General features: G+C 61.0%; 5 protein-coding genes and 1 pseudogene. 1 reads left to right on the forward strand and 5 read right to left on the reverse strand.

What is annotated here, in order from left to right:
* Positions 1–309: 309 nt before the first annotated feature.
* The 3 genes and pseudogenes from KIP88_RS44815 to KIP88_RS48910 form a co-directional block, all read right to left on the reverse strand.
* Positions 310–1,956: a tetratricopeptide repeat protein gene (locus tag KIP88_RS44815; protein ID WP_214494467.1), complete on the reverse strand. Its 1,647-nt coding sequence runs from the start codon at positions 1,954–1,956 to the stop codon at positions 310–312.
* 11 nt (positions 1,957–1,967) lie between these two features.
* A complete protein-coding gene (locus tag KIP88_RS44820; protein WP_214494469.1) occupies positions 1,968–3,359 on the reverse strand; it encodes an adenylate/guanylate cyclase domain-containing protein in 1,392 nt (463 codons plus the stop codon).
* A gap of 105 nt (positions 3,360–3,464) precedes the next feature.
* Positions 3,465–3,566 (reverse strand): annotated as a pseudogene (locus KIP88_RS48910) (SAM domain-containing protein); the annotation flags it as partial.
* Between the two features lie 498 nt (positions 3,567–4,064).
* On the opposite strand from KIP88_RS48910, the gene KIP88_RS44830 reads away from it, so the two are divergent.
* Positions 4,065–6,038, forward strand: coding sequence for an ATP-binding protein (locus KIP88_RS44830; protein ID WP_214494471.1), 1,974 nt, complete (start codon positions 4,065–4,067; stop codon positions 6,036–6,038).
* 755 nt (positions 6,039–6,793) lie between these two features.
* Here the strand turns inward: KIP88_RS44830 and KIP88_RS44835 are convergent.
* Together KIP88_RS44835 and KIP88_RS44840 are read right to left on the reverse strand one after the other, a co-directional pair.
* Entirely contained in the window at positions 6,794–7,732 is a 939-nt protein-coding gene (locus KIP88_RS44835; protein WP_249791539.1) for a LysR substrate-binding domain-containing protein, read from the reverse strand.
* The coding region (locus KIP88_RS44840) for a LysR substrate-binding domain-containing protein (RefSeq protein WP_214494473.1) at positions 7,729–8,581 on the reverse strand (853 nt) is incomplete at its 5' end. The genes KIP88_RS44840 and KIP88_RS44835, both read right to left, overlap by 4 nt.

Here is an 8,581-nt window from a genome sequence, read left to right on the forward strand (position 1 = left end):
CTGGGAGCGGATCAAGCGGTTGGCCGACGACTGGCTCCCGAAACCGCGAATCCTTCATCCGTGGCCAGAGAGTCGCTTCGCCGTTAGACACCCAAGGTGGGAGCCGTATGCCCGAATTGGGCCCGTACGGATCTGTGCGGGGGGCGCGAGGTAACTCGCGTCCCTACCGCGAAAGTCGCCGCGGTCAGGCCAAATCGACGCGAAAGACGCACAGCGAACCAACCGGTTATTGCTCAGGGAAGTCATCCGCCCGATCCAGCGCACCCGCGAAGAGAATATTAAAGCGCTCAAGCTCACACCCGGTCTACATCAAATCACGTTTCTGCTGCGGTGGCGCAAGGTCCCAAGCGCCGGACCGATGCCAAGGCGCTCGGCCTCGACCTCCAGGTCGGCAAGCTGGCTGGTCGTCTCCTGTCCGGATTGGCAGCGACGATATGCACCAACAGCGCGTCCATATCGGACGAAGAAGTTGGCCCAAGGTAACGGTTCTGGCCGCGTATAATCCTCGAGTGCCGCGCTGTAGCGCTCCGCGCCGTCCCAATCCTCAGAGTTCAGCGACGCATCGATCGCGTACCGGAAGAACCACAAGTGATTGTGGCTCACAGCGCCTTTGCGGAGGATCTCCTCGCCTTCCGTCAGCGCTGCTTGACGTTCAATTGGATTTTCAGTCGTGACCGCAAGCTGGCCGAGGATCCACGGGCCCACAAAATTGACCCCAGTCTCGCGGCTGATCGCCAAGGCACGGTACAGCCGGTCCATCGCCTCGGCGGTACTCGCCTCTGCGCTCGCGACCATCGCGAGATCGCGGAGGCTGGTGGCCTCGAACCTTTTGGCGCCGAGCTGCCGAGCGAGGATCAGCGCCCGCTCGGCATGCACCTTCGCCCGCGCACACTCGCCGGTCGTGCGAAACACCGTGCACGCCGCGTTGTGTGCTATGATTTCGGCCCGCTGATGCCCGACCCGCGCCGCCAACTCGACCGCCATCTGGGCCGTCGCGAGCGCGTGGGAGAAATCGTTGAGATATACCTCGGTATGCGCGACCATACTGAGATTGGAGACTTCGATGCGCCCGGCGCCGGACGTGCGCGACAGCTCCGCGCACCGGCTGAAGTGCCGATGGGCGCTGGCCATCCGGCCGCGTGCGTATTCGGCATCGCCCAAGCCGCCAAGCGCACGCGCCTCGATCTCTGGTAAACTGGCTGTTCGGGCACAATCGAGCGCCCGCTGATGTTCCTGCAGGCACTCGACGAGCCTTCCGAGCGGAAAGTAGAGATTGCCGCGCAGGTGGTGGATCCGCGCGCGCTCAGGCGCGAGGTCGTTGATAGCGGCCGCGGTCCCGGCCTTGTCCAACATCGCAAAGGCCTCGTCGAAACGGTCCGTCACGCGCAGGCCGGCAGCGAGTCCAAGCCAGGCTTGACACCGCTGGATATCAACATCGGCGACTGCCAGGGCCTGCTCAAAAGCAGCAAGCGATTCTGAGATTGAACCGAGGTCGCGCAGGATCTCACCCCGAAGCAGGGACAGTGCACTCACATCGGCCCGCTTCCTGGCCAAGGCACCCCCGCGTTCGACAAGTCGCAGGGCCCGTTCGGCCCGATACTCCGCTGCTTGCGCCCGCGCCGCTTCCAGGTAGGCCCGGGGAGCGCCATCGTCATCGCCTCGATCGAGATGCTGTGCGCACAATGTCAGGTCACGGCTCCTGAACCAATCTGCCGCCCGCCGGTGCAACTCGCGGCGGCGGCTCCTGAGCAGCGTGTCGTAGACCCCCTCGTGGATCAGCGCGTGGGCGAAGAGGAAGTGATCGCCCTGCGGGCGCACCAGGCGATGCCCCACCAGGTCGGCGCAATTCCACCCGGGCCGGTCGAGCAGGGCGGCCAACGATTCGGCAGTAAAGCGCTGGCCGAGAACTGAGGCTGCTTGCAGCGCCCGCTTGTCGGGCAGCGCGAGCCGATCCAAGCGTGCCTGTACTAAACTCCGATCGAGCCTGGGATGCCGCCCTCGGCGTGTTCCTGGGCATGACGCAACAGTTGCTCCAGAAATAGAGGATTGCCGGCAGCCCGTTCGACGCATCGCTGGGCGATCTCACCGAGTGTGTCGAGATAGGCAGCGGCGAGTCTGTTGGCTTCACGGGGCCGGAGCGAGCCGAGTTCGATCATCACGATCGCCTGGCCGGCAATCGTCGCGCGCCGAAGCTCATGGAACGCGTCGCGCTCGATCCGCGAGGTCATGACCAGAAGCGCCGGACACCCAGTGATTTTCTCGGCAAGGTTCGCTGCGTGATCGAGAGTCATCTGGTCAGCCCAGTGCAGGTCCTCAATCACCAGCAGCCGAGGACGACGGCCGCTCGCGCGGGTGACTAACTCGGCGACGGTCGCCCGCTTGCCGCGGTTGCGGGCCGCGTTGTCCATCGCATCATAGAGCGTACGCAGCTCGGTCGATTGCGGCACGTTCAGGAGGTCGTTCAGGTACACCCGCCGCTCGTCAGCAAGCAGGCCATCCTCAAGCGCCTTCTGAGCCGCTGCGTCGATCTCTTCCTGGCTGCTCTCGCCGGTCAGGCCGAGCAGGCTGCGGACCAGCGAGCGGATTGCGTCTTGCCCGGAGCCCATACCGAAGTCGAGCACCAGCCCGCTGTGACAGGCGAAGTTCTCTCTCTCGGCCTTCAGCTGGAACTGCTCAAGCAGGCGGGTTTTGCCGATTCCGGCCTCCCCGCGGATATAGATGGTGCGGCCGCGTCTCGTGTCCCGGCACTGGGCCAGCGCCGCTTCGAGTTGCCGCAGCTCGCGATGCCGTCCAACAAAGCCTTGGCGGCCCGAGCGGGCCGACTCACGAAAGGCGCGCAGTCGCCACGCCTTGACCGGCTTTGCGAGGCCTTTGATGGCCAGCTCGCCGACCTCGGAGCAGTCGATCCGTTCGGCGAGCGCCCGGTGGACTGAATCCGAAATGAGGATCTCGCCCGTTGCTGCTTTATCCGTCAAGCGTGAGGCGAGGTTTACGGACTCGCCCGTGACCGTGTATTCGAGGTGGCGCGCGCTGCCGGTGCCGCTCGCCATTACCTCGCCACTGGCAATGCCGATGTGTACGCCAATAGAGCGGCCGAGCTCGGCCGCAAGAATGGGCACGCGGCGCCCGATGTCGAGCGCAGCCCGGACGCATCGTTCGGGGTCGTTGCCATGGGCCACCGGGGCACCGAACATGGCCATCACGCAATCGCCGATGTGCTTATCGACAATTCCGCCGTGATCGGCGACGCTTGCATCGGCAAGGTCGAAGAAGCTTCCGAGAAGGGCGTGGACTTCCTCAGCGTCGAGTTCGTCGGTGAGTTCCGTTGAGCCGGTGAGATCCGCGAACAGCACCGTCACCTGCCGCCGCTCAGCCTCCGGCAGAGACGAAGCCGCCCGCGATATCGAGGCCGGCGCGCCCGGGGCAGGAGGGGACGTCGGCGCCGTTGCAACACGCAACGCCGCGATCGCGGCAAGCAGTTTGCGACGATGGCCGACCGAGGTGACGCCAACTCCGATCAGATCGTCGGCGGTCAGATGGGCGAGAACCTCGGGGTCAATGTCGTTATCGCGGAACGCCTACTCGTATTTCCCCAATCCCAAACCCTGCAGCCAAGCCGCAACGTTCATGGGTGCCTCCTGGCCCGGTTCCTCCGCAGAGTACCAGCTTCTTTAGCCTACTCCAAAATTTCACGACAGGCTGTTCAAATGTGAGCGCACCCGAGGCGTAAAGGGCAGCTCCTGGCGCAAACGGGCCGCTCGGACGGAAACGACGAGTTTCCAACGGCAGGAGATTACTTAATCCTTCGCCTGCTCTGGCGCGGGCAGGGGGTTCGCCATAGTGGATGGAATGAAAGCACTCTCGTCCGCCTGAAGCCCAACGGTTGCCGAGGATGTCTGTTATCATATCTGCCCGTTTCGATATTTCTTCGTTTGCCCCACGGCGGACCTGCGAGGCCCTATAATGCCCGTGTATCGCCCGGCCTGACAAACCAAATAATAGCGGCTACTCTCAACGCTGATGGCCTGCTGCACCCGGCACGGTCAACACGCGTGGAAGCCAAAATGCCCGGTGCCCCGGACAACATTTCGCTGGCTTTTCAAACGCCGACGACCGCACAGCGTCGCTTTGCCCTCGTTGTCGCTGTCGCTCAGTTCGTTGCCTGTGCAGTTGTTGCCCCATTACCGGCGCAGCTGCCGCGAATTGATAGTTTCGTACCAGTCATTCTGGCCATGATATTTGTGGCCGATTTCATCACTGCTGTTCTGTTGTTCAGTCAGTCCGTCCTCATCGCCTCACGTGCACTCCTGATCCTCGCAAATGGCTACCTATTTTCCGCCTTGATAGTTGTTGCGCACGCGCTCACGTTTCCGGGAGCGTTTGCACCGAAAGGCCTTCTTGGTGCTGGTGTTCAAAGTAGCGGGTGGCTCAATTTTTTCTGGCACCTTGGCTTTCTGCTCGCCATTGCCGGCTATACTCGCTTGAAGGACGAAAATAGGAGGGATGCCGTTCCAACCTCGGGCCTTTTTGCGTTTCTTGGAAGCCTCGGGTTTCAAATCAGTTTGGTTGGCGCGCTTACATGGGCTGTCACGGTAGGCGACAAGTTTATGCCCCGATTTTTTTTGGACGACCTCAGTTATGCTCCACTAATACATTACGCCGCCGGAACGCTTGTGCTGACTTCTGTCCTCGTACTGCTACTTATGTGGACGCGTCGAATGTCGGTACTTGATCTGTGGATCATGGTCGCGATCTGCATGCTAATGTCAGAAATGGCGCTCGTGACCTTCGGGCTGACCGCCCGCTTTTATCTCGGGTGGTATGTCAGTCGCTCACTGGCGGTCGCGTTTTCGACGGCCGTTTTGATAGCGCTGCTTTTCGAAATGACATCGATTCATGCACGGCTGCAGAGCGCCGTGCGATCGGCGAAGCGGGCTGACCGCGAAAAATCGAACTTCCTGTCTGCGGCGAGCCATGACCTGCGGCAGCCATTGCAGACGTTGAACTTGCTTCAGCAAGCCTTAAAATCTCGCCTTCATGATGTTGAGGCCCGCGCGATACTCACCGATATCTCGCGCGCAATAGGCACCATGAGCAGTATGTTGGACAGCCTTCTCGATATCAATCGACTCGAATCCGGCACTGTTGCGCCGTCGATAAGCGCGCTCTCGGTGAACGCGTTATTTAACACCATAGCCGCGGAGTTTTCGGGCTTGGCAAAAGAAAAGGGTTTGGAATTGCGCATCGTTCCATCTCGGCTTGTGGTCCGTAGTGATCAGCGGATGCTCGAAGAAATGATCCGTAATCTTGTTTCGAATGCGGTACGCTACACTGATCAAGGGAGGGTTTTGATCGGCTGTCGTCGCGCCGCAGACAAGGCTCGCATTGAAGTCTGGGATAGCGGCGTCGGAATTCCGGGACAAAACATCACTCAAATCTTCGAAGAATATTATCAGGTTCCAGCGACTAACTCTGGCGGCGTCGGTCTCGGTCTTGCAATCGTGGAACGACTGGGGAAGCTCCTTGGCCATGATGTTATTGTTCGTTCTGTGCCTGGGAAAGGGTCTGTCTTTTCCATTGAAGTCCCGATGACACAAGAAACCATAGTCGCTCGCCCCGAGTTGTTGCCCGACATTGCAGGCACACAATTCAATGGTACGCTCCTCCTCATCGAAGATGAAAGTTCTGTGCGGCGCGCCTTAGAGCGCTTTTTTCGCACGAAAGGAATAGGCGTGCTGTCTGCCGCATCGGCAAATGAGGCGCTCACGCTGATTAGAGAGAGGGGGCTGCGCCCCGACGTAGTGATATCGGATTATAACCTCCCGGGAATGAATGGGGTTGAGACGATCCACGCCGTACGTAAGGCTCTCGCTTGGAAGGTCCCAGCCATCGTCCTAACGGGCGATACAAGGTCTCACGTATCCAAGTCGATCGCCACGCATGATCTTACAGTTCTCGTCAAGCCAGTTCGCGCCGACGATCTGTTGCAGTTGATCAACGATCAGGCCCCTTTTACTGCGAAAATCGCAGAAAGTTGAATGCTCGGAACTGAGATTCGGGGATCGCACCTATTCGCATTGACAACAGTCTCACGTGGCACTTTCGGACCTGGTGCGATATTCGAGTTGAGACTGATTTCGGAGGGTAAGGCGGAAGTTTGATTGATGCTGTCGGGCAGCTTTTGGCGCGAAGCGGTCGGTCGTCGAGACACAAGGGTCGAGACAATAGGGCATTTCGATTCTGCTATTTGGAGGTTCAGATCCTCCCGCCCCGGCCAGGCAGTGCAGCGTTCGGACAGGCTTCCGAACACACCCGAGAATGGGGCGGAAAAACCCGGCTTTTCGCGCATCGTCTTCTCCCGACTCCAAATTTGGGCGAAGTTGAAGGAGAAATCGACGAAAGTCTCCGGCCAAATCCGCAAATATTCCAGTTTTGCGGAGACTATCGGCGGAGACGGGTTCGATCGCCACTGCCGCCCGACCATGGCAGTCGATCTCTTCGCGGGCCATGCGAGTGGATTATGGGCACGCACGAATTGCCGCGCGGATTCTTGGCCGTGGCACGTCGACGCTGTCAAAGCAGCTTGAGTTCACCGCCAAGATTCTGCTGGGTGTTTTCCAACGAGATGGGTTGAAGCACCGGCGCCGAGCGCATCGCACGCGGAAGCGACCCGATAGGCAAGCTTCGACGTGAGAGCGGTGATTTGCAAGAGCGTTTCTGCGTTCATGGTTCTGGAAACAGCAGGTCGGGAATCGAAACAATACTATCTCGATTTGCGGGTAGTGTTCCGCGATTAGGCTCCCGTGGCGTCGATCCATTCGACGCCGGGCGCCTGCGTTTGGTGCAAGGTGGCCTCGACGAACTGGCTAAGCAGATCGCGCACCGCCTCCGCCGCGTTGGCCAGGGGAAAATTGCCGGACGAGATTATCGAGCAGGTGAGATAAACCGGCGGCTCGATCGCCTCAGGCTCGCCGAGATCTTCGCCCGACATGTCGGAAAGATCGCCCTTCGGTAGCACCGCCCCGCCGACGTCCGCCCGCACCGCCGCAATGATGTTTGCCACGACGTCGGCTTCCATCACGACATCAGGCGACAGCTTTGCCTTCGCGAAAGCGCGATCGAGCGCGGTACGCGTCACGTTTGGAGAAGGCGGCAGGATCAGCGGCAGCGATACAAGATCGGCGAGTTGCACCGGCCTGCCTTTGGACGCCGCCTGAGGGCGGATCAGAAACAGCTTCTGCCTGAACAGCGGCATCCGCGCGAAGGTCGGCGCAAGCTCGTCCTCCAGCACTAGCCCGAGGTCGAGCTCATGCGCGGTCACCCGTCGCTTGATCGTCGGGCTGTCGGAGACCGCCATCCTGAGCTCGACATTGGGCAGGGACGCTTTGCACTGCTCCATGAATGCCGCGGGCGCCGTTGTCACGAAAGTTGACGACATCCCGAGCCGCACGACGCCCGTTGCCGCCGTCCCCGTGCCGGACCGCACGATGCCGGGAAGTTGCTGCAACCGTTTCAGAATGGAAGACGCTTCGCGATACAGCACCTCGCCTGCGGCGGTCGGGCGAACGCCGCGTGCGCTGCGCAAGAGCAGGCTCACGCCGAGTTGCTCTTCGAGTTGCGCGATCTGCTGGCTGATCGCAGGCTGCGCGACGTGGATCGTGGATGCAGCGCGCGAAAAGCTGCCCGCCTCGACCACGCTGACGAAGTAATGCAGGTGGCGGTACTGCATCATGCGATCAGCTCCGCGCCGGGCCGCGTACTCTTTGCTATTTGGTCCTCGACGAAGCGGATCAGCACGCTTTTTACGGCTTCGCCGGCATGTGTGAGCGGGAAATCGCTGGAAGAAACCAGCGAGCACGTGAGGAAGATCGGCGGCTCGATCAGCAGCGGCTCGGCGAAAGCGCCCGGATAGACGTTCGCAAAAGTCCCGGCGTTGTAGATCGAATATCCGACCCCGGAGCGCACCGCGGACAACTCGCTCAGCCCGGCGGTCTCAGCGATGATGTTCGGCGTCAGCCCCGCCTCCGCAAAGGCGCGGTCGATGACGACACGCCGGTGCCTGGGGAGTGGCGGGAGCACGAGCGGCAGTTTCGCGACCTGCTCGAGGGGTACTACGCCCCGGCACCCTGCCAGTGGCTCACGCGCCACCAGGTAAAGACGCTGCCGGAAAATGGGATGGCGTGAGAAGTTCGGTACGAAGTGATCCTCGAAGACCAAGGCCATGTCGAGCGTTTGCGCCTCGATCCGGTCCTGAAGCTCGTCGCTTTCGCCGTCCGAGAATTTCAACGTCACCTTCGGCAGTGCTTTCTTGCATGCCGCAACGGCAGAGCCCGCGATGCCGCCCGCGAGCGCTATCGTGATTCCGAAGTTGACGATGCCCTCAACCTCGCCACTGCTCGACCGCACAATGCCGGGAAGCTGCTCGAGTTGACGAAGGATTTCGGAGGCTTCGCGAAACACGATCTCGCCGGCGGCTGTAGGGCGCACGCCGCGCGAGCTTCGATCCAGCAAGACGAAACCGAGCCGTTCTTCAAGCTCCCCGATCTGCTGGCTGAGCGCTGGTTGCGCGACGTGGATCGCC

This window comes from Bradyrhizobium sp. SRL28, from assembly GCF_018596315.1.
GTDB lineage: Bacteria > Pseudomonadota > Alphaproteobacteria > Rhizobiales > Xanthobacteraceae > Bradyrhizobium.